Origin of the sequence: Bacillus hominis (assembly GCF_030348325.1) — a bacterium.
Classification (GTDB): domain Bacteria; phylum Bacillota; class Bacilli; order Bacillales; family Bacillaceae_G; genus Bacillus_A; species Bacillus_A hominis.
The window spans coordinates 159310-181997 of record NZ_JAUCFS010000005.1 but is presented as its reverse complement, the minus strand read 5'-3'; the positions used below and the strand labels follow the sequence as shown (position 1 = coordinate 181997).

At 36.2% G+C, this 22688-nt stretch carries 19 protein-coding genes, 2 pseudogenes and 1 riboswitch; of the genes and pseudogenes, 6 read left to right on the top strand and 15 right to left on the bottom strand.

The annotated features are described in order from the left end of the window. Positions 1-97: 97 nt before the first annotated feature. The gene (locus QUF93_RS03440; protein WP_098253241.1) at positions 98-313 is read left to right on the top strand and encodes a DUF3951 domain-containing protein; all 216 of its coding nucleotides are present in this window, start codon (positions 98-100) and stop codon (positions 311-313) included. A 16-nt stretch (positions 314-329) separates the two neighbouring features. Here the strand turns inward: QUF93_RS03440 and QUF93_RS03435 are convergent, their stop codons facing one another. The 6 genes from QUF93_RS03435 to QUF93_RS03410 all read right to left on the bottom strand — a co-directional run bounded on the left by QUF93_RS03435 (position 330) and on the right by QUF93_RS03410 (position 7089). Further along, on the bottom strand, positions 330-833 hold the full coding sequence (locus QUF93_RS03435) for a hypothetical protein (RefSeq protein ID WP_289357852.1): 504 nt from the start codon (positions 831-833) through the stop codon (positions 330-332). A 230-nt stretch (positions 834-1063) separates the two neighbouring features. Then, entirely contained in the window at positions 1064-2323 is a 1260-nt protein-coding gene (locus tag QUF93_RS03430) for a multidrug effflux MFS transporter (protein ID WP_289357850.1), read from the bottom strand. A 119-nt stretch (positions 2324-2442) separates the two neighbouring features. Next, positions 2443-4161, bottom strand: coding sequence for a DUF3981 domain-containing protein (locus tag QUF93_RS03425; protein ID WP_289360953.1), 1719 nt, complete (start codon positions 4159-4161; stop codon positions 2443-2445). A 78-nt stretch (positions 4162-4239) separates the two neighbouring features. Beyond that, positions 4240-4773 (bottom strand): MFS transporter, encoded by a 534-nt coding sequence (locus QUF93_RS03420; RefSeq protein WP_289357849.1) that lies wholly within the window; start codon positions 4771-4773, stop codon positions 4240-4242. Further along, positions 4770-6206 carry an FAD-binding oxidoreductase gene (locus QUF93_RS03415; RefSeq protein WP_289357848.1) on the bottom strand — a complete coding sequence of 479 codons (1437 nt, stop codon included), beginning with the start codon at positions 6204-6206 and terminating at the stop codon, positions 4770-4772. The genes QUF93_RS03420 and QUF93_RS03415 overlap by 4 nt, the downstream gene beginning before the upstream one ends. 118 nt (positions 6207-6324) lie before the next feature. Further along, entirely contained in the window at positions 6325-7089 is a 765-nt protein-coding gene (locus QUF93_RS03410; protein ID WP_289357847.1) for a hypothetical protein, read from the bottom strand. A 155-nt stretch (positions 7090-7244) separates the two neighbouring features. On the opposite strand from QUF93_RS03410, the gene QUF93_RS03405 reads away from it, so the two are divergent. The 4 genes from QUF93_RS03405 (at position 7245) to QUF93_RS03390 (ending at position 10941) form a co-directional block, all read left to right on the top strand. Next, positions 7245-8153 carry an NAD(P)-dependent alcohol dehydrogenase gene (locus tag QUF93_RS03405; protein ID WP_289357846.1) on the top strand — a complete coding sequence of 303 codons (909 nt, stop codon included), beginning with the start codon at positions 7245-7247 and terminating at the stop codon, positions 8151-8153. Positions 8154-8233: 80 nt separating this feature from the next. Beyond that, a riboswitch (SAM riboswitch) is annotated at positions 8234-8347 on the top strand. 85 nt (positions 8348-8432) lie between these two features. Beyond that, positions 8433-9245, top strand: coding sequence for a MetQ/NlpA family ABC transporter substrate-binding protein (locus QUF93_RS03400; RefSeq protein ID WP_289357844.1), 813 nt, complete (start codon positions 8433-8435; stop codon positions 9243-9245). A gap of 12 nt (positions 9246-9257) precedes the next feature. Further along, a complete protein-coding gene (locus tag QUF93_RS03395; protein WP_289357843.1) occupies positions 9258-10298 on the top strand; it encodes a methionine ABC transporter ATP-binding protein in 1041 nt (346 codons plus the stop codon). Next, positions 10273-10941 (top strand): methionine ABC transporter permease, encoded by a 669-nt coding sequence (locus QUF93_RS03390; protein ID WP_098561489.1) that lies wholly within the window; start codon positions 10273-10275, stop codon positions 10939-10941. Before QUF93_RS03395 ends, QUF93_RS03390 begins: the two co-directional genes overlap by 26 nt. An 87-nt stretch (positions 10942-11028) precedes the next feature. Here QUF93_RS03390 and QUF93_RS03385 read toward each other — a convergent pair whose 3' ends face one another. Then, positions 11029-11805, bottom strand: a complete 777-nt coding sequence (locus tag QUF93_RS03385) for an SDR family oxidoreductase (RefSeq protein ID WP_289357841.1) — start codon at positions 11803-11805, stop codon at positions 11029-11031. A gap of 459 nt (positions 11806-12264) precedes the next feature. Between QUF93_RS03385 and QUF93_RS03380 the strand changes: the two genes are divergently transcribed. Beyond that, positions 12265-13551, top strand: coding sequence for a DUF5068 domain-containing protein (locus QUF93_RS03380; protein WP_289357840.1), 1287 nt, complete (start codon positions 12265-12267; stop codon positions 13549-13551). Between the two features lie 62 nt (positions 13552-13613). On the opposite strand, the gene QUF93_RS03375 is transcribed toward QUF93_RS03380, so the two are convergent. The 8 genes and pseudogenes from QUF93_RS03375 to cdaA all read right to left on the bottom strand — a co-directional run bounded on the left by QUF93_RS03375 (position 13614) and on the right by cdaA (position 22653). Further along, on the bottom strand, positions 13614-14180 hold the full coding sequence (locus tag QUF93_RS03375; protein WP_002115359.1) for a DUF4256 domain-containing protein: 567 nt from the start codon (positions 14178-14180) through the stop codon (positions 13614-13616). Between the two features lie 285 nt (positions 14181-14465). Continuing rightward, positions 14466-16433, bottom strand: coding sequence for a S9 family peptidase (locus QUF93_RS03370; protein WP_289357839.1), 1968 nt, complete (start codon positions 16431-16433; stop codon positions 14466-14468). Positions 16434-16480: 47 nt separating this feature from the next. Continuing rightward, a pseudogene (locus tag QUF93_RS28980) lies at positions 16481-16668 on the bottom strand (TnsA endonuclease N-terminal domain-containing protein); the annotation flags it as partial. Positions 16669-16739: 71 nt separating this feature from the next. Further along, positions 16740-18542 carry a glutamine--fructose-6-phosphate transaminase (isomerizing) gene (glmS, locus tag QUF93_RS03365; protein WP_002115352.1) on the bottom strand — a complete coding sequence of 601 codons (1803 nt, stop codon included), beginning with the start codon at positions 18540-18542 and terminating at the stop codon, positions 16740-16742. Positions 18543-18554: 12 nt separating this feature from the next. After that, a pseudogene (locus QUF93_RS03360) lies at positions 18555-18743 on the bottom strand (hypothetical protein). A 287-nt stretch (positions 18744-19030) separates the two neighbouring features. Next, entirely contained in the window at positions 19031-20377 is a 1347-nt protein-coding gene (gene glmM, locus QUF93_RS03355; protein WP_289357838.1) for a phosphoglucosamine mutase, read from the bottom strand. Next, entirely contained in the window at positions 20370-21839 is a 1470-nt protein-coding gene (locus QUF93_RS03350) for a CdaR family protein (protein WP_289357837.1), read from the bottom strand. Before QUF93_RS03350 ends, glmM begins: the two co-directional genes overlap by 8 nt. Further along, positions 21832-22653 (bottom strand): diadenylate cyclase CdaA, encoded by an 822-nt coding sequence (gene cdaA, locus QUF93_RS03345; RefSeq protein ID WP_289357836.1) that lies wholly within the window; start codon positions 22651-22653, stop codon positions 21832-21834. The genes QUF93_RS03350 and cdaA overlap by 8 nt, the downstream gene beginning before the upstream one ends. Between the last annotated feature and the right edge of the window lie 35 nt (positions 22654-22688).

Sequence of the window (22688 nt, the reverse complement as noted above, 5' to 3'; positions counted from 1 at the left end):
GATATATTTAGAAAAATCAGTTTTTAATAAGGGCGTTTATCTACATCGCAGTTTTTCGCTTATAATTAAAAAGAAATCATATTAAAGGAGTTATACGATGGATCCCTTACTTCTAGCGACTATAGGATTACCATTAACAATCGTCATACTCGTTATCATTGGTTTTTATAAACTCTTCATTAAAAAGAAAAGCATCACCTCTTTTTACACCCCCTTCGATAATATTACCGGACAAACTATTTCCGAATTTCACGAAGAGCAAAAAGTATTAGTATGCGAGGATGAAGATGGCGATGGTAAGAAGAAAAAATAACCTTGCATGCGCAAGGTTATTTTTTCGTTTCTTCCTGAAAACGTTTATAGTATGTCGATGCTGTTGAAAAATTAATTTCTATATCACGAATCAACGATGAATCTTCTTCTTTAGCTAACTTCTGTAATTTTTTCATCGCTTGTTCCGATTCATTTAAGAAACCAACATACATTTCATGTTCTTGTTCTTTCGACTTCGGTACATGAATTTCTTTACGCATATGATCTATATCTTCTAACATACCCGTTGTTACATTTTGCACGTCTTCCTTATATTTAGCATTAGTTATTTCCTTACCGCCCTTTTCTTTTGCCACTTCAAATAACTGTAACGCCTTATTAATTTCTTTATTTATTTTCGTATCATATTTTTCATGTACTGCGCTGTATTCTTTCATTTCTTCTGTTTGCTCAGTGGATTGCTCTACCTTTTCTTTCGGTTCTTTCGTATCTTTATTTCCATTACATCCTGCTAGAAGGATCATACTTCCCATTACAGCAATACCCAAAACCTTCTTCATCTCGAATTCTCCTTTTATCTACAGCTACTACTAATTATAGTTTCTTTTATCTCCACTTGTTATTATACCGAGAACACCCTACTTTTTACACTTAAGACGATATCTTAATATACATATCAACATTTTTGTCACAGTATCGTCACTTTATGCAAATAACTTTTGCATGAGTTATTTCAAAGAAATGAAAAAAAGAGCTGATTCAAAGAAATGTTTGAATCAGCTCTTTTTTATCAAGCTTCTAAATTCTGGTTTTGTTGCAGTTCAAACTGCTTTTCACTTCTTTTTGCCATAAATAAATAACATAACACAGCACCAATTTCACAAAGAGCTATAACACCCCCCATTGGTAATGCTGTATTACTTCCACCAATACCTACTAATGGTGCTACAAGTGCTCCTGAAATAAACTGTAATAAACCGAGTAAAGCTGATGCTGTTCCTGCTGCTTGTTTTTGATTTCTCATCGCTAACGAGAAGCCAGTTGTTGATACAACCCCAACACTTGATACAACAAGGAATAACGAGCATAAAACACCAATTAAGCCTATTCCTAATAAGATTGTAAGCAGTAACGATAAACCACCAACAGCAGCAATAATAATGCCAGAAACGAATAATGTTTTCTCATTCACTTTTCCTGCTAAACGGCCAGTAATTTGACTAGCAATAATAATACCGATACCGTTAATCGCAAAGAACAAACTAAACTGCTGTGGTGATGCCCCGTATATGTTTTGCAACACAAATGGTGAACCCGATATATAAGCAAACATTGCCGCTGTTACTAATCCTTGTGACAACGCATATCCCATAAACAAACGATCTTTCAGAAGTTTTCCGTACGTCGCCAACGTTCCTGATAAACCACCTGTTTCTCTTTCTTCCGGAGGCAATGTTTCCCGTAATACGAACGTAGCTGATATTAACATGAATACACTAATCGCCCCGAGAACGATGAAAACACCGCGCCATGTTGTAAACTGTAACAATTGTCCTCCAATAATCGGTGCCAAAATAGGTGCTGCTCCGTTTACTAACATGAGCAGCGAGAAAAACTTCGTCATTTCAGAACCTGAGTACATATCTCTTACCATTGCACGTGATATAACGATACCAGCAGACCCTGAAGCACCTTGTAAGAAACGTAAAAGTACTAAACTCCAAATAGATGGCGCAAAAGCACAAAGTAAGGAAGAAGCTACATAAATAATAAGAGCAATAATAAGAGGTTTGCGCCTTCCGTAAATATCACTAATTGAACCGACAAATAATTGTCCTACTGAAAGCCCAAGCAAACAAGCTGTAAGCGTAAGCTGGGCAAGAGATGCACCTGTTTGTAGATCATCCGTTAATTTCGGTAACGAAGGCAAATACATATCAATAGATAATGGCCCAATCGCCGTAAGTGTCCCTAATACAAGAATCATCCATAACCTGTTCATCTTTACAGGTTTATATATTTCGTGATTAACTTCATTCACTTTTTCCATTCACCCTTTCCTATATATGCCGAATCGTAACAATTATAGTTACAACATAAACATACGTCAAGTATAGTGCATTTTCCTGTTTTATACTGTAAAAAAAAAGCGATAGAAATTCTATCGCTTTACTTTTTCAAATTGCTATTTGTAAATTTAGATACGGAAGACATCGCCTCTCCTGTATCTAAATATGTGATTTGAATTGGATCTCCCACCTCTGTAAACATAGCATATGGGAATTTTTTTGCAGGTATCATAAATACTTTTTGTTCATTCTCTAACAGTACGTATACAATTGTATTTTCGCCTGATTTTTCTTTGTATACACGTTGTACAATACCTTCTTTTTGCGCTTCTTTTCCATTTGAAGTCGGTCTAAATGAATCTCCACTTCCGCTCAGCGCATTTTTATAATTCTCAAGTGCTTCTTTTTGCGTCGAGCCTGTTGCAAATATTTTTGCATTAGAAGCAGATATAACAGTATGAGCACGTACTAATCCCCCGTCATCGATAACCGGTACAATCCAAGAAGGTTTACCGTATACGTTATAAATAACCGGCATCGTCCCATGCCATTTCTCTCTCTTAAAGGAATTATCCACTACTTCTGTAGCAGCCGAACCATCCATAATGCCCTTTACTTCTTTTCCGTTATAGTAATACAACTTTCCTGTACGTGCGTCGACTAATGAATAACCGAGGGCAGAATCTACTCCTTCTTTCGGAGAGGTAAAGTCTGTAAAGTAATACAGTCTACCATCTTTTCCGAAGATTGGCGTAACGCCTTCCTTCGTCCCCCACTCAGTCGGAATCTTCATATCAGTTTGTGAGAATTTCGTATTCCAAAATCCGTGAATATATTTCCCAAAGTACGTATTTAACGTAGATGCTGTTTCATGATTTAATACACCATCAACGAATTTAGGCGCATTCCCTTTACCATATCGTTTCACATCACCCGTCTCTGCATCAACAACGACAACGCCTTCTACTTCAAACCCTGATCTTCCTGAAATAAACTCACCGTACGTCATTGTATAATACGGTTTCCCTTTATCATCAACTTCAAATTTTGGTTTCCCTTTAAAGATTAAATCTGGCTCTGCCTCTCGAACGACACGTTCTAATTTATTACCGAAAAACATGCTTGGTACATACTTCATTTTATAACCAAGATGTAATTTCGCTTCCGCATCAGGATTCGTACCTGACATCGTTACGTAACCTGGTATTGTTTCCGCTTTACGTGCTTTAAAAAATCCCGAAACTTCAATCGGCGCTACATACAAGGCTTCACCATTTACCATTTGTGGCGTTAATTCCCCTAGCTCAAAATAAGCTACTTTCGGAATATCACCAAATACCTTTTTCATTTTATTTTCCGCTGTTTTAGGCGGAACTGTAAACGGTTGGTCATTTTCAGTAAATGGTTCTGAAATATCTTTCTCTACCTTAACAACAGAATCATATTTCTTTTGCGAGATTACTATATCATGTAAATAACCAAAATAGCCGTAACTTACGAGTAAAACAAGCATTAGAAGTCCCTTTAAAGTACCTTCTAATTTCCCTACCTTCTCTTGTGAAAATAAGACAAGACCAATTAAAATCGCTACTGCAACAGAATAATGAGTAAGAATTGAATCTACCCGATCATCAATTAACCAAAAATATTCATAGATTGCAATACCTATCCAAAATAAAACAGGAATAACTAAAATAGATGATTTCTTACCCTTTACAACTTTCTCATTTCCTCCTTTATCCACCGCGCGAATTTTATTACCGCTTCTAGCCCATGGAATCAAAAACAAAGTGAGAATAGCTAAAATTATAAATTTCATCAAAGGCAATGTCCCCTTTTCTTTTGTCTTCTCCATAAGTATAACAAATAAAGGGTAATCAGGTAAAAATGGGTATGATTATATTTTTTTGCTACTTAATACAATTCCACTCACTGCATATAAAATAGATGCAATATAAAAGATGGTGCCAATCGTAAAGAAATCTACTAAATATCCTGTTGCAATAACTGCTACTGCTCCTCCAACCGATGTCCACACATGATATTTTCCAATCTCATAACCAGCTTTTTTCTGCTCTACCTTTCGTGCTAACGATGTCTTCTCCGTATTACGCTGCACAGCACCAAAAATACCCATTAAAATTTGGAGAATGTATACATGCCAAACTTCTGTTGCAATAGGAAAACAAAGCATTAATATAGCCATAGACCAAGCGTATACAATTAATAACTTTCTATCACCTACCCTATCAGAGATTCTTCCAACTAACGGATATACTAGAGCTGAAGTTAAGGCAAATAAACCGTAAGCCCAGCCAAATTGTGAGAAACTATTCCCAACATTTCGAAGCAATAGTATATAAAAAGGAAATACCATACTACCAGCCATCATAATAATGCTTTGTGAAGCTACAAATCTTCTATATGTCATTTGCTATACTCCTTATAAAATAAATTCACAAACCTTTCCTCTGGGTCTACTTCCTTCTTCTTCTGAAGGAATTCTTCTATGCGAGGATACGCTTTCTTTAGTTGCTCCTTTGCCGGATAAGAATAATACGGTAAATAATAACTTCCATTATGCTTTAAAGTAACATCTATCATCTTCTGAATGACCACTTTTGTTTTCTTTATTTCATCCTCAGAACGCCCTTGATTAATTAGAAGCACAAGCGCAAACATATCATCTTTCGCATAAGATAGCACCGCATTCTCATTCTTTTCTACATAGCGGATTGTAATGTTAAGAAGGTTTAATTCTTCTTCATTTAAAACACTTCGCAAATCATCTATATACTCTGCAAAACCATCTATCGGTACAAAGTACTCTTGTAAAACTTCGGTCAAGTTTGGATTATCGTATTCCATAAAAGCACTATCAGATCTCATTACGTTATTTCGAGTTTCGTACTTACCATCTGTACGTTCAAAATAACTTCTTTGTATATCCCAAAATGCGCCCTTTCCCCAGTCACTATAACGTGATAACCCGAGCAAAAATTTCGGCGCAGCTATAATATCTTCTTCTTTTAATTTGCTGTACTCTTTCAACTTATGTTGATCTTCTGCCAGTACATAATCTGTCACATACATTTCTTTTAAAAATGAATTTGGGGCAACAGAAATACGTGCTAAATGCATACGTATATTCTCGTCCCTTCGCACTTTATTCTTAAAGTATGAAGAGTATTCTTTATAATCTAGTACCTTCGTATGCGTTTCATACAATTCATCGTTTGTTAACTGTAGCGTCACATCTAAAATCACACCAAACAATCCGTATCCACCAATTACATACGGAAACAAATCAGCATTTTCTTTTCTACTTACATTACGCACCGTACCATCTGCCATTAACAATCTGAATGACTCTACTGTATCAATCAATGCTTCATGACGAATATCACGCCCATGTACATTTACACTTAATGAACCACCAACAGTAAAAATATTTTGAGATTGCATCACTTGAACTGCAAGACCATATGGATTGATTTTCTTTTGAATATCATTCCATGTGACACCGCTTTGTACCCTAATCCTCTTCTTCTCCGGATCGAATTCTAATATTTCATTATACCCTTTCATATCAAGCATCGTACCGTTCGGATAATACGTCTGCCCGCCTTGGCTATGTTGCATACCTGCAATAGAAATCTTCTCTCCAGAAACATTCGCATCTTGCACTAACTTTTTTAATGAACTTTCATCCTCAGCATTTTCAACACGTTTAATTTTCGTTGGAAGCAACTTTCCTACATCACTCATAATAGGATGATCCAGTTGCTCTTTGTATGTATATATAGATGTTGTGAGCAACACTGTATACGCTACAATTACAACTGCTATCTTTCTTTTTTTCAAATGGCACTCTCCTCTTCTAACGTTCTTCCTCTTCATATTGTACCTATTTTCCTACGAAGAAGGTATTAACAAAAAAGAGAGAGACCCTTTGTTTTAGGTCCCTCCCTCATCAAGACTGTTACTTTGCTACTGGCAATTGTATTGGCTCAAACTTTTCGTACGATGTATATTTTGCATTCGTAATAATGTGTGCCTTATCCTCACCATTACTACTCATAATCATATCTATCTTCGCTGATTCATATTTAAAATCTTTTGTAATGATATATTCTGCATCCACTTCTTCTATCTTTGCGTTTTGTGCTTGTAGCATTTTCTTCTGCGTTTCATCCATGCTAGCTAACATACTCTCTGTTTCTTGCCCTTTTAATATGAACTTCAGTTTATATTTGTCTCCGCTTTTCTCCATCTTCATTTTATCTAAAACTACTGCTGGCACTTCTAAATTATCTACAATATCTTGAGTTGCTTTCATTCCGCTAGCATTTAATTGCTCCTCCGGTACAGATATAACTTCTCCTGTATTAGGATTTTTCACCTGACCAGCAACTTTACCGTCCACAGCATAGACTACAACATCTGTACCAGAAACATTCATTTCAGAGCGAGAATTCTTTTTCTTTGGCTCTAATTGCATTTTAGCCTTTAGAATATTCATCTCTGTTCCTTCAGCTTTTATCCCTACATCATATGTCATCGTTACATTTTCCTCGTTTTTAAAAGCTTCATTCGCTTTCTTGAAAACATCCTTCGCTGCTAATTCCTTTTCTTTTTGTACCGATTCTTTTTTCGGTTCATCAGTTTTTGTTGTTTTCTCATTACTACACCCTGCACCTAAAATAACTGCAAGGACTAAACTAGAAGTTAAAATAAGTTTTTTCATAATTCCCCCTCCTTTCCAAAAGGATATCATCTATTTTCCTTTTAAATCCATATATTTTTAAATATTTCTATCTAATTTTATTCCTCTCATAACAACATGTTTCAAGAAACACTTAAATATGATGTAAAGAAAACAACTAAATTCAGGAGGTCATTATGAAAGCGATTATTTGCACAAAGTACGGACCACCTAATGTTCTCAAGCTCCAACATGTAAAAAAACCTACACCTAAAAAAAATGAAGTATTAGTGAAAATTCACGCAACAAGTGTAACGACTGGAGATTGTAGAATACGGGGCTTTAATAGCCCACTCTTATTTTGGGTTCCTATGCGGATCATATTAGGTTTCAGAAAACCGAGAAAACCTATACTCGGCGTAGAATTATCCGGGGAAATTGAAGAAGTAGGAACGGATGTAACTCTATTTAAAAAAGGAGACCAAGTTTTTGCATTAACAGAGCTTAATGTTGGTGGTTATGCAGAATATACATGTGTACATGAAAGTGGATTAGTAGCATTAAAACCTACCAATGTGACGTATGAAGAAGCTGCAGTTATTCCTTTTGGCGGAACTTCGGCATTACACTTCCTAAGAAAGGCCCGTATAAAAAGAGGGCAACAAGTGCTCATATACGGCGCATCTGGATCCGTAGGAACAGCTGCCGTACAACTTGCTAAATATTTCGGAGCGACCGTTACGGCTGTTTGTAGTAATTCAAATTTTGAACTAGTACAATCTTTAGGGGCTAATCACGTAATTGATTATACGAAAGAAGATTTTACAAAGCGAGATGAACGCTACGATATTATATTTGATGCAGTTGGAAAAATTAAAAAATCTCATTGCAAGAAAGCATTAACCGCTAACGGTAAATACGTGTCAGTCAATGGAATGATGGCAAAAGTAAGTAAAGAAGATATGTTTCTACTAAAAAAACTAACTGAAACAGAAAATCTAAAGCCTGTTATTGATAGAACTTACCCGTTAGAAGAAATTTCAGAGGCTCATACGTACGTAGAGATAGGACATAAAAAAGGTAATATTTCCATTACCTTAAAATAAAATATATTCAGAAAATAATGTTGACAATTCTTTTTGTAAGATTTACTATTAGTACCATATTTAAAAACTACATACACATACTCTTATCAAGAGTGGCGGAGGGACTGGCCCGATGATGCCCGGCAACCGAGCTTATAACGTATAAGCTAAGGTGCTAATTCCTGCAGAACGATTTTCGTTTTGGAAGATAAGAGAGGAACCTATTTCGTCTATTCGGCACCTCTCTTATTTTTGAGAGGTGCTTTTTATTTTGAAACGTATATTAAGGGGGAATTATAGATGAAAAAGGTATTATTAAGTATTGTAAGTGGAGCTGTATTATTGTTAGGTGCATGTGGTGCTAATTCTGATAAAGAGGTAAAAGCATTAGATGAGAAAAAGATTACCGTTGGTGTAACAGGCGGACCTCATGAACAAATTTTTGAGAAGGTGAAAGAAGTTGCAGCAAAAGATGGGCTCGAAATTGATGTAAAAGTATTTAATGATTACGTAGCACCGAACGTATCTTTAGATGAAAAAAGCCTTGATGTAAATAGCTATCAAACTAAATCTTATTTAGATGTATTTAAAGCCGAACGAAACATGAAATTAACTGAAGTATTTTCAACAGTAACATTCCCTATGGGCGTATATTCTAAAGACATAAAAGATGTAAAAGACTTAAAAGATGGCGACGCAATTGCTGTCCCAAACGATCCAACAAATGAACTTCGCGCTTTAAAGCTCTTTGAAAAAGCAGGCGTTTTAAAAGTTGATCCAAAGGCTACAGAAAAAGCGACTGCAAAAGATGTAATTGAAAATCCAAAAAACTTAAAGATTGTTGAATTAGAGGCATCTCAATTACCAACGCAGCTAAGTGAAGTGAAAGCAGCCGCAATTAACACGAACTTCGCATTAGGTGCAAAATTAAGTCCAGCGAAAGATTCTATTTTCCGCGAAGGAAAAGATTCACCATATGTGAACTGGGTTGTTGTTCGCACAGAGAACAAAGATGATGCAGTTGTAAATAAATTAAAGAAAGCTTATCAATCTAAAGAAGTAAAAGATTTCATTGAGAAAAAATTCGATGGTTCTGTTTTACCGTCTTGGTAGGAGCTGACTATAATGATTGAATTAAAAAACGTCTCCAAAGTATTTACAACAAAAAAAGGGAATGTTGAGGCTCTTAAATCTACTTCTCTTAAAGTAGAAAAGGGCGCGGTATTTGGAATCATTGGATATAGCGGTGCTGGTAAAAGTACATTAATTCGCTGTGTAAATTTATTAGAAAAACCAACGACAGGAAATATCATTGTAAACGATCAAGACTTAACAACCTTATCGACAAAAGAACTTGCAAAAGCGAGGCAAAAAATCGGCATGATTTTTCAAGGCTTCAATTTACTTAAAACCATTACCGTTTATGAAAACATCGCACTCCCCTTACGTCTATCTGGTCTGCCCAAAAATGAAATTGAAAAAAGGGTAGAAAAGTATTTACGCATTGTTGATCTCTTTAATAAAAAAGATGCCTATCCAAGTGAATTATCTGGTGGTCAAAAACAACGTGTAGCGATCGCTCGCGCACTATCTCATGAGCCTGAAGTTTTATTAAGTGATGAAGCAACGAGCGCATTAGATCCGGAAACGACCGATTCTATTCTTGATTTATTATTAAAGATTAATGAAGAAATCGGGATTACGATTTTACTAATTACACACGAAATGAACGTCATCCAGCGTATATGTGATCAAGTTGCCGTTATGGAACATGGAGCAGTAGTCGAAAGCGGGACTGTGAAAGATATTTTCACAAACCCACAACATGTAACAACGAAAAAATTTGTAAATAGCGCATTCGCAGCGAAGATTCCAGAAGAAGTACAGAAAGCGCTACAAAGCACTGGTGAGATCGTAACACTTTCATTTATAGGGACCCCTTCAGGGGAACCGGCATTAGCTGTCGCTACAAAACGTTTCCAAGTATATCCGAACATTCTATCCGGTAATATTACACAGCTAAAACATGAAGCATATGGGAAACTTGTCGTTCATATGCAAGGTGAAGAAAATGAAGTACACCGTGCTTTATCATTTTTACAAGAGCAAGGGATCATCGTAGAAGGAGGTAGAACTGATTATGGGAAACAAGTCCTTTTTGGATGAATGGGGTAACGTAATATGGGAAGCAACCATTCAAACATTTCAAATGACATCTATTTCACTACTTATCTCTATCCTTATTGCATTGCCACTTGGTGTCACACTTGTTTTAACGAGACCTGGTGGACAGCGAGAAAATAAAATTATCTATCCTATTCTTAATACAGTTATCAATATCATTCGCTCTCTTCCATTTATCATTCTATTATTCTTCATTTTACCTTTTACAAAGTTTCTAATGGGAACATCCATTGGTGTGCAAGGTGTTATCGTACCACTTGTCGTATTCACAGCCCCTTACATCGCACGTTTAATGGAAACTGCTTTATTAGAAGTAGATCGCGGCGTCATTGAAGCATATCAAGCAATGGGAGTCTCTACTATAAAAATTATTTGGCACGTCATGGTTAAAGAAGCTCGCCCTTCTCTTGTACTCGGATTAACAATCGCAACAATTGGCTTAATTGGTGCAACAGCAATGGCCGGACTTGTAGGTGCTGGCGGGCTAGGGGACTTGGCATATCGCTTCGGGCACTTACGCTACGAACCTGAAGTGATGTATGCAACAGTCTTTATTTTAATTATCCTCGTTCAAGGATTGCAGTCTTTAGGAAATGGTGTTGCACGAAGATTGAAGAAAGATTAAAAAAGAAGGTATCTCACCAGGGTGAGATACCTTCTTTTTATCCCGCTATTTGTGGGCAGTAAGACCCCCACTGATTAAAGTTTCACTTTATCTTTTAAATCCACCTTCTGAATGAATAACTTGCCCAGTAATCCACTCTGCTTCTTCACTTACTAAAAACTTAATTAGCCTTGCTGCATCCTTTGGCTCACCAATTCTACCAAAAGGAAACATCGGTCTTAATCCTTGTTTTATCTCTTCAGTCATCCACCCTGTATCGGTTGGACCTGGATTAATTGCATTCACCGTTATTCCTAAATGGGCCACTTCTGCTGACAACGTACTAGTAAGAGCATCAATAGCTCCCTTCGTTGTTGCATACGCTAACTCCCCGGCCATAGGCCCTTTAAATTGTCCCGAAGTAATATTAACGATTCTACCACCGGACTTCTTCTTGAATCCACGTGCAAACTCACTACTTAACAATGTAGTCCCACGAACATTTACCATGTAATGCTTATCCAACTCTTCGGCAGTCAAATTAGAGAAATCATTATTCGTAGAATACGCTGCATTATTAATTAATATATGGGGGTACCCTAATTGTTCAGTAACTTTATTTATAAGCTGCTTTGATGCATCATTCCGAGTTAAATCTAACTCCGTACTTGATACTTTAACACCGTTTTGTAACAGCTCTTCTTTTAATTGTATTTGTTCATTTTGATCAACGCCCCAAGGCATCTCTTTATCATAATTCATCCAATACGTAAAAAATATATCGTATCCGGCCCCAGCTAATTCTTTACAAATAGCTGCCCCTATACCATCTAGACGACTAACACCTGTAACAACTGCTACTTTATTTTTTAATTGATTCATCATATACTCCTCCAAATTAAAGGCCGCATATTTTATATAAGAGATATAAACTTTCCCGTCAAAAAAGACAGATACATAAAATAGGCATCTATCCTTACAAAAGGGATGTACAGGCCAAATATGCAGTCCTTGAATGATTTACAGATAGCTAAATAACCCCTCACTTATGAGAGAAAAATTCATCTATCTAAATTCTAATCATTACAAGTTCATCCACATATCGAGTCTTTGTCCCCTTTCCATATATCTCTGTTTCTATCATACCAATATGATGTAATATTTCAAATGATAAAAAAATAAAAACCGATATTCCATGATGAACTTCTATTAACTTTATTATATTATAATATCCAAATAATAAAAATAATCAGAAAAAATACTGGTAAATATTGACTAACCTTCTTATAATAAAACGTGGGGCTAATGTGAGAGTTTAGTTTTAAACAAATAGGGGGAAGAAACATGTCAAAAAAATTACTTTCTTTATTTTCTACAATAATTGTAGCAGCTTTTGTAATAACTGGCTGCGGTCAAAGCGATACGACAAATAAAGAACAAAAAGAAACTGCAAGCAAAGAAAGCAAAACAGAAAAAACGGATACAGCGAAAGAAAATAAACCTGAAGAAAAAAAATCAGAAGATAAAAAAACTGAAGCTACAGCTACTAGCTCAAGCGATTATTCCAAGCTGATTTCCTATATGGAAAAAGAAACAGGTGGTAAAACAAAAGTTCTTTTTGAAAATAAGGAACCACAAGTACATAAAGCTGAAGATATTTCAGTATCAATGAATAGTTATACATTAGTTGAATTAAATGGCTTCCATACAGACTTCAACATTCCATTTAACCGTCAAACAGAGGGCGGGGTTATTCTTGTGAACTATAGCGTAAAAAATAGTTCAGCTAAAGATATCTATTATATGCCAGCATTGGACATGTCGTTTACTGGTGCGCAGAAAGTATATAGTAACTATAAAGATTTAATTCCAAAAGAAGATCAGCTACCAACTAAGCTTGCTCCAACGAATGATTACTTAGTAAAAGCAGGAGAAACTATTTCTGGTTATATCGCTTATCCGTTTGGAAAAGATGATTTAGCGAAAATTTCAAGTCTCTCAACAGTCTCAGTCACAGTTCCAACTGCACAAGCTAATAAAGGGAAATTTGATGCCCCAATCGGAAGCCCTGGAAACTTTTCATTAAGTTTAAACGCTCAAGGCGCTGAAAAGGTTGCAGCAGATAAAACTTTCTACCAAGATAAAGCTACCGCTAATAACATGGGCGATAAAAAAATGTTAAAAGAACAATCCGGTATTAATAACAGTCAAGAATTAGGTGCTGTCAACGTTACATTAGATGGATATCAATTTGCTCAATTCACGCCAAACTCTGTCGAGGCTCCACGATTTGCAAATTTCAAAAATGGTATTGTTCTTTTAACAGTCAAATTCAAACTTGATAACAAAGATACGCAAGACGTCGCACTATCTCCTATAAGCTCTACATTAAGAGTTAATGATGGTACACAATATACAATTAGCGAAGGTATGCTATTAAATTACGACTATAATGCTTCCGTTAAAACCGGAACGTCTGGAGAGTTACTACAAGTATATACATTAGATCAAGAGCAGTATGAAAAAATTTGGAAAGACAAAAGCTTTGAGATTGAGTTAGGACCTATGAGAAATAAAGAGGCAAAAGATATTTCACAAGGTAAAAAAGCTAAATTTACATTACCTAAATAAATTGCTGAATATATAATAAGAAAAGAGCCTGAATACAGGCTCTTTTCTTATTTATGCCAAACTTAAACCCTTAGCGAACCACGAAAACCTCTGGCAGCATAATAGGAATCTGCTCCATTGTGATACACGAAAACGTGTCCGAAGCGATAATCACAAAAAAGTGCACCACCGAGTTCCCTAATATCTGAAGGTGTTTGTACCCAGCTCGATGATTTCATGTCAAAATCTCCAAGTTGTTGCAACTCTCGATATTGTTCTTCAGTTAATAGTTCAATACCCATAGCGGTTGCCACATCAATAGCGTTATTTTCTGGTTTATGTTTTTTTCTTGATTCTAACGCTTCAAGATCATAACAAAGGCTTCTGCGGCCTTTAGGACTCTCCTTTGAACAATCGCAGAAAATATACTCGTCCTTCTCTTTGTCATACCCAACAACATCCGGTTCACCGCCAGTCACTTCCATTTCGTTAAGTGACCATAATTTTTCAGGATTAGCATCCAGCTTTTCCTCGATTTTAATCCATTCAAGACCTTCATGGCGGTTCATATTCTTCTCAAAGCGAGCTTTCAATACTTTGAATAACTCTTCACGTTGTTCTACTGGCAAATCATTTTTATTCCCTGTCATATTAGTCCTCCATATTATGTTTCCTTATAATCATTTAAGTATATGTTTCAAAATAAATCTTCTCAATAATTGTTTGAATGCAGTTTACAATAAATTATATAATTTATTAAATCTCTTTTTCAACAATCTGACCTTTTAACGAAACATCTTATTGTCACTCAACAGTCCCTCGATTTTTTAATTTCAGATGCTCTTTTTCGCTATAAAAACACATGGAAATCATAGAGCTGCAATTACAGGATAAATAAGAAAAAAGCTTCCTTATGTATCCTCCGAGTATATCCATTATAAAACCCTAAAATCTTTCATACTTTCTCCAAGAATATAGTGTGAAAACCACATCAAATTCTGCTTCATAATAGCCACGTTAGTTCCTGGCTGATTAGGACTATATGCCATTCCTTTAAATATAATTAATTCTGTATCAACTTCCATATCCTTTAACCCTTGATATAGCTCATATGCATTTGTAGTTGGAATTCTTGCATCCTTTTCACCATGTTGGATTAAGGTGGGCGTACAGGCTGATTTAATATATGTCATTGGTGATGTTTTCATATATATATCTGGATCATCCCATGGATTATTTCCTAAATACATCCTAATGAAGTAAGGGATATCTGTATGTACATAATGGGTACTCCAGTTAGTAATTCCACCTCCAACTGAAATAGCTTTAAATCTACTACTAAATGTAGAACAGAAAGCTGATATATATCCCCCGTTACTCCATCCCATAACCCCTACTCTATCTTTATCTACTATCCCTTGATCAACAAGTTTATCCACTCCAGATATAACATCATCGTAGTCAGCGATTCCCTGTTTTCTATAGTTTGCTTTTAAGAATTCATTACCATAACCAGAACTTCCTCTGTAGTTTGGCTCTAAAACTATAAAGCCCTTTTCGATAAACTGTTCAATAGGATATTTCTCATTAAAACAGTCTGAAAATATCGGAAAGGATGCCCAAGCCGGACCGCCGTGAATTACTACTAATAAAGGATATTTTTTATTAGTGTCAAACTCTACCGGCGTTGATAAAACACCTTCTATTTCAAGACCCTCATTACTTTTCCATGAGATGATTTCCCTGTTACTTTTAAGTTTCCCTTTGAAAAAGCTATTTTCATCCGTTATTTTTTTGTCGTCTAAATAGATTTCAAAAGTTTCATTTGTTATAGCCTTATTGTAGGATATATGTTTTCCATCCTTTGTTATAGAAGCATCCATTATAAAGCCATCTACTTTTTCGCTTAATATTTCCACAGTGCCATCTTCAGCTAGCAATCCAATAAGATAATTCGTTTTATCCTGCCATCTAATTAAAATCCCTTTAGCTGTCCACTGTAATGGCATAACCGTACTATCAAAGTTTGTTAGAGGCTGAATTACCCCTCCAATATTCATATCATATATCTCTAATGTACTTTCTTGTATATGGTTTCTATAGTAATCCCTCTCTCTTATGCTTGCTGAGTAACAGATTTTGCTGCCCTCAGGAGAAAAACAAACGCTCCCGCCCAACAACTTATCTACATTCATCTTTTGTAGTTCCCTAGCTTCAACATCTAATATGTATAGATCACCATTCATATAATCGTTTAGGCTTGGTGTAGCCATAAATACAACCTTTTTCCCGTCATTTGAAATATCAAATTCATGGATATGAAAATCCTTCCCATCAGTTAGTTGATACACAACTCTGTTTTCATGTTCATATTCATCATTTTGTATCACTTTTTCTATTTCAATGTAATATAAACAATTGTGCTCGTGTTCCTTACCTATATGTTGAAAATCCCCATATCGTTCCTTACGTTTCTTTATCTCCTCACATTCTTTTGACTGCGCAACATAATAAAAACCCTTTCCAGTAGGCTCCCATTTAAAATTACTGACTCCTTCTTTCTCATCAGTAATTTGAACCCCGTCATAACCATCTATTGATTTAACAAAGATTTGATTTTTCTTATTACCCCCGTCACCAACTGGGCTAAGGTATGCGATATCCCTAGAATTTGGAGACCATAACGGGCATGTACTATCTATATCCCCATTTGTTAATGGGTAACTCTGTCCCTTATCTTTTTCATATATCCATACATGATTCCTATATGTATTGTCTTTCCAATTAGCCGTCTTCTTTATAAATGCTACGTTTTTTCCATCATCACTTATGTTTGTATCTGATAAGGTTGGTAATGAAATAATCTCTTCTATACTTAAATATGTTTTTTCATTTATTTGCATTAATAAGCCCCCTCGTAATGTCTAATAATCTATCGTCTCTTCCTGTGTAATAAAGGAAATTGTTCACGAATACCTAAAAATGATAACAGAAAATTCAGATAAACAAAAGTAGTTCCTTTCCAAATCCGATAAAGTGAAACTTTAATCAGTGGGGATTCTATCCATCCCCACAGCTAGTTCCTCGCCCCTCTTTAATCCATTTATCGATTTTAGATGTTCTTTTTCTTTTGGACACAAAAACACCCCTTTAGATAAAAATATCCAAAGGGGTGAAGTTTCACAAATTTATTTCAAATCTACCAACCTCTACTCAACCGTAACAGACTTAGCTAAGTTACGTGGCTTATCAACGTCACACTCGCGGTGAAGTGCTGCGTAGTATGAGATAAGTTGTAATGGAATAACTGCTACTAGCGGTGCTAGTGCTTCGTGTACAGCTGGTAATACGAAGCTATCGCCTTCCATTTCTAAGCCTTTCATTGAGATGATACATGGGTTAGCTCCGCGTGCTACTACTTCTTTCACGTTACCACGAATTCCAAGGTTTACGTGCTCTTGTGTAGCAAGTGCGATAACCGGTGTACCGTTTTCGATTAAGGCGATTGTACCGTGTTTTAATTCTCCTCCAGCAAATCCTTCTGCTTGGATGTAAGAGATTTCTTTTAGTTTTAACGCACCTTCTAAACCTACGAAGAAGTCTACGCTACGTCCGATGAAGAAGCAGTTACGCGTTGTTGCTAAAAATTGTTTTGCTAATGCGTCCATTTCTTCTTTTTGATCACAAAGTACTACCATTGCGTTTGCTACAAGTCCTAACTCCTGTGTTAAATCAAAATCAAGAACTTCACCTTTCGCTTTTGCAATGTCAGCCGCTAAGATTGAAAGTACTGCAAGCTGAGCTGTGTATGCTTTCGTCGATGCAACTGCGATTTCTGGTCCTGCGTATAACGGAAGTGTATAATCAGCTTCACGAGAAAGCGTAGAACCAGGTACGTTCGTAATCGTTAATGCTTTATGACCCATTTCATTTGTTTGCACAAGTACTGCACGGCTATCAGCTGTTTCACCACTTTGTGAGATGTAAATGAAGAATGGTCTTTCTGTTAATAATGGCATGTTATAAGAGAATTCACTTGCTACGTGTACTTCAACTGGTACTTTCGCAAATTTCTCAATGAATTGCTTTCCAACAAGACCTGCATGATAGCTTGTTCCGCATGCAATGATATAAATACGATCGCTATCTAAGATTGCATTACGGATATCTGCATCCAGTTCAATCTCGCCATTTTCACCTTGGTACTTTTGAATAATATTACGGATTACAAGTGGTTGCTCATCGATTTCTTTTAGCATGAAATGAGGATATGTTCCTTTTTCAATATCACTTGCGTCTAATTCCGCTGTATAAGGTGCACGTTCAATCGTTTCACCTTGTAAGTTTTTAATTGTAATACTTTCTTTCGTTACAATTACGATTTCTTTATCCATTAACTCGATAAATTGATCTGTAACTTGTAACATCGCCATAGCGTCGCTCGCCACAACATTAAAGTTGTCACCAACACCTACTAATAGCGGGCTTTTGTTTTTAGCAACATAAATCATGTTTGGATTTTCAGCATCAAGTAGTCCGATTGCGTAAGAACCATGTAAAAGAGATAACGTGTTACGGAATGCTTCTTCTACACTTAGTCCTGTGCTTACTTGTTGTTCCATAAGCTGCACGATAATTTCTGTATCTGTTTCACTTACGAACGTTACATCTTGTAAATATTCTTTTTTCACTAATTCATAGTTTTCAATTACACCGTTATGAACTAATGTAAAACGCTTTGATGTACTTTGATGCGGATGCGCGTTTACTTTGCTTGGAACACCGTGTGTAGCCCAGCGTGTGTGACCGATTCCCACACTTGCTGCTACATTCTCCTCTACGACTTCGCGAAGTTTTGCAATACGGCCTTTTTCTTTGTATACAACAACACCGTTCTCTGCTTGTACTGCAATACCTGCTGAATCATATCCACGATATTCTAGCTTTTCTAAACCTTTTAATAAAATTTCCTTTGCATCTTGCTCTCCAATAAATCCTACGATTCCACACATGTTTAGTCGCCGTTACAAATGCTTACACTGCTCTGCGAACATGTAACGACATAGTCCGATACCATTTTTATTTGTACTAAAAAAAAACGGATTACATATTGCTAGCCCTGTAAGCTTGTAACGGCTTTCACCTTCCTCTCGATTGGGTTAAAGTCCGTATATACTTATACAGCTAGTATTCATCCGTTCCTTTTCTCTCATCACACTTTCACCTTTGTCCACTAAGTCACCTTAATGTTTTAAGCAAAAGTTTGCGGTTGTGATGAACAACCGGGAGTCATCCGCCGAAATCTCGATAAAACTCCACCTCGTCAACTACACTACTTGTAGCTCTGGCGCTTTTATAATTTACAATATTTACTTTGAGAAAAAGAACAAGACCATCTTATAACAAACATGATAAACCCGTCAATGAAATTTTTTTCATCGTCTATAAAACATATGAAAAAGGAGCACTTCTTGTGCTCCTTTTCAATAAATTCATTGAATTATTCAGCGCCAACTTCAGCTTTAACAACTTCTACAATGCGGTGTACATATCCATCACAAACTTCTTGTGTTGGTGCTTCTGCCATTACACGAATAAGCGGTTCTGTTCCAGATGGACGAACAAGAATACGACCGTCGCCGTTCATTTCTTCCTCTACAACACGAATAATTTCTTTGATTTTTTCATTTTCTAATGCTAATTTTTTATCTGTTACACGAACATTTACTAGTAATTGTGGGAATTTTGTCATCTCACCTGCAAGCTCAGATAATGGCTTTTTCGTCATTTTCATGATGTTTACAAGTTGAAGTGCACTTAACATTCCATCACCAGTTGTAATGTAATCAAGTAAAATAATGTGACCTGATTGTTCTCCGCCCAGGTTATATCCACCACGTTTCATTTCTTCCATTACGTAGCGGTCACCAACTGCTGTTTTATCACTTGTAATACTGTTTGCTTCAAGTGCTTTATAGAAACCTAAGTTACTCATAACTGTTGAAACAACTGTATTATGTTTTAATTGACCAGTTTCTTTCATGTACTTCGCGCAAATAAACATAATTTGATCGCCATCAACGATGTTTCCTTTTTCATCTACAGCGATTAAACGGTCGCCATCACCATCAAAAGCAAGTCCGATATCAGCACCTTTTTCTTTTACTAATTCAGCTAAGACTTCTGGATGTGTAGATCCTACACCTTCGTTAATATTCATACCGTTTGGAGAAGTTCCCATCGTTGAAATATCAGCTTCTAAGTCTGCAAATAAGTATGGAGCTAAAGAAGAAGTCGCACCGTGTGCGCAATCTAAAGCGATATGTAAACCAGAGAAATCTTCCTCTACAGTTTGTTTAATGTATTGTAAATATTTTTGTCCACCTTCAAAGTAATCGCTCACTTGGCCAAGGTTAGTACCTGTTGGACGTGGTAACTCGTCAACTTCTTTGTCTAATAATGCTTCAATTTCTGCTTCTTGCTCATCTGTTAATTTGAAACCATCTGAACCGAAGAACTTAATTCCATTATCTTGTACTGGATTATGAGATGCAGAAATCATAACACCCGCTTGTGCATCTAAAGCTTTTGTTAAATAAGCCACACCTGGTGTAGAAATAACACCAAGACGCATTACTTCTGCTCCAGTTGATAATAGACCTGCTACTAAAGCTCCTTCTAACATATGTCCAGATACACGTGTATCACGGCCAATAATTACTTTTGGACGATCTGTATCTTTTGTTAATACATAGCCGCCAAAACGTCCAATTTTGAATGCTAATTCAGGTGTTAATTCCTTATTTGCAACCCCGCGTACTCCGTCTGTACCAAAATATTTACCCATTATTATTCGCTCCTTTTTCCTGCTCTTTTTGATTATCTTCTGTTGGTTCTTGGCTCGTTTCTTGGCCATTTTCTTTATCTTTATCTTTTTCCTGATCCTTTTCTGGATCAGATTCAGGATTTTTTGGTTTTTCAGTTTGATTTTCTTGATTGTTTTTTGAATCTGGTTGTTCAATATCACCCTGTACTTCTTTATCTGGCTTTTCTTTCTTCACAATTGTGACTTTAGCACTTTTTTGTTTTGCTTCTATCGAAATATTACCAGGACCGCTCACTTGAATAGAAACATCATTCGTCCCCGGAGATACATTTTGCAGATTAATCGCAGCTGTTATTTGAGCAGCTGTTATTTTATCTACTATACTTGCTTCTCCTGAAATATCAACGCTTATCTTTCCATCTTGTGGCGAAAGTAGCTGAGCAGTAACATCATTCGGAATTCCACTTTTTTGAATCGGGATACCATCAATAGTTTTACTTTTCGTTTGTTTTACCTTTTGTACCCCTATGGAAACCTTCACTTGATTTGGTTTTGCACTTGTTACACCTTTTGGCAATAAAACAGAGGCATCGAATGTTGTAGAATCCGTCAATTGACTAAGATCTACCTCGATCCCCTCTATAGATTGTATATTATCCAAAATGTCTTTTGGACCTGCTATCGTTACTTCTTTTGGTTCAACACTAATATTTGTAACAGCTAAACCTTCTGGTAAATTCCCTTTTTTCGAATATGTTAAAGGAACTGTTTTTTCAGTATTATTGGCTGTAGTTTGCGTTGCCACATTCAACGTTACACTAATCTTAGATGGACTTGTTCTTACATTTAAACGTTTTCCTTCTTTATTGTATAATGTAACTTCGGGCGTTTTTGTAACAGTTTTATTAACACCTTTTAAATCAACATACGCTTTGGCAGATGAAATGCTTTCAATTTCTTCTTTCGTCCCAACTACCTCAACAGTATCCGGTTTAAGGCTTGATTTTTCGAGAGTAGCCCCCGCTGGCATTTGATCCTCATTTGATAATTTCAAATCTACATGAACATATTTTCTCGCCTTTTCATGAAGAGTAACTTTAATTGTTGATGGCTGAACTGTTCCTTTCACATCATCTGGAAGCCCGTTCGTTTTTAAAGAAATCTCATAAGTTCCCTTTGGACTATCTCGCAAATCAATTGGTATGTCAAATTGTTTTTTTGCTTTTGCTGTAGCAACTGCTGATTTTGGGCCTTCTAACTTCACCTTAACGCCCTCTGCTGGAATACCACTTACAATATATTTCTCCTCATCATACTTAAGATTAATCTCATAATTAGTTAATGTTTCTTTCGTATCATTTGCAAAAGGTAATATACCTGATGTCGTATTTTTTTCAGTTAACGTCGCTGACATAAAAAGCATACACGCCAATAGTAATGAGATCCCTTTTAAAAACCAATGATTCTCCATTAACTTATCCATGACGCTTTCTCCTCCAATTCCATAAAGACGAAGAAGTCGTTTTTTCGTTTCCACTAAATTCAGCTAATAACATATCCTTCAGCTGTTCTGTCTTCAAATCACGATGCAACTTACCATTTTTCGTTAAAGAAATTTGACCAGTTTCTTCAGACACAACTACTGTAATACTATCAGTAACTTCACTAACTCCCATTGCAGCACGATGTCTAGTTCCTAATTCTTTAGAAATAAACGGACTTTCTGATAATGGAAGATAGCATGCTGCTGCTTTAATTGTACTTCCTTGCATAATTACCGCTCCGTCATGAAGAGGTGTATTTGGAATAAAAATATTAATAAGTAATTCTGATGACACATTTGCGTTCAGCGGAATACCCGTTTCCACATAATCACCCATACCGGTCTCTTTTGATAAAGTAATTAATGCACCAATTCTACGTTTTCCCATATATTCCGTTGCTTTCGCTATCGCTGTTGCAACAATTTCAGGTTCATCGTCCTCGTGAGTTCCCACACGCGAAAACAAGCTACCTCGTCCTAGCTGCTCAAGTGCTCTTCGCAATTCTGGCTGAAAGATAATAATAACAGCTAAGAATCCCCACGTTAATACTTGTTCCGTTAGCCAATATAGCGTATGCAATTCAAGTAAAATACTGATCATCCGGACGACAATAATAACTGTAATACCTTTTAAAAGTTGAACAGCCTTCGTACCCCGGATTATAAGAATTAGCTTATATATAATAAACCATACAACAGCAATATCTAATGCCGTACTAAGATATTTCAAAATGGTCGTATCTTCAAAAGGCATGCTAACCCTTCCTCCTACTTACGAGCAATTCTATC